We start from the raw sequence: 413 nt of genomic DNA, 5'->3' as shown, positions 1-413 counted from the left end.
CTCGAATACAGTAGGTAGAGGAAATGATTTCATGTGGGTTAAGTCATTGGGACGTATCACGTAACTATTGCATGACACGTCCCTGATTTTGTTGATGCTAAAGAAATGTTGTTAGAAAGTAAATAACCACTTTTCTGCTTCAGGGATGTTGTCAAAATACATCACATTGGCTGGCAGTCCCTGTTCTTTGGCAAAAGAGCTTAATGCCAGTTTGGTTATTACATTCTTTGGCATGATGAAGGCCATAGCTTTTACGCCGCTGCCGAAAAGACTAGGCATCACAGATGCTGCATATTTGGTATCCTCCGGGCCTACAGGCTTCTGTCCGCTTGTATCAGATATTAGATACTTAACATCGTTGGCTTTTACGAACTTCACTGTTTCATCGATGCCTTCCCTGAACTGGGCAGAGG

Annotated in this window: 1 protein-coding gene; it reads right to left on the bottom strand. The window is 42.9% G+C overall.

Annotation, left to right across the window (positions count from 1 at the left end):
• Nucleotides 1-111 precede the first annotated feature (111 nt).
• Nucleotides 112-413: hypothetical protein (locus C6366_RS21275; protein ID WP_199221626.1), on the bottom strand; the 302-nt coding region annotated here is incomplete at its 5' end.

Source organism: Desulfonatronum sp. SC1 (assembly GCF_003046795.1).
In the GTDB taxonomy this organism is placed as follows: domain Bacteria; phylum Desulfobacterota; class Desulfovibrionia; order Desulfovibrionales; family Desulfonatronaceae; genus Desulfonatronum.
The sequence above is the reverse complement of the archived record's forward strand: the minus strand, read 5'-3'. Positions and strand labels throughout refer to the sequence as shown.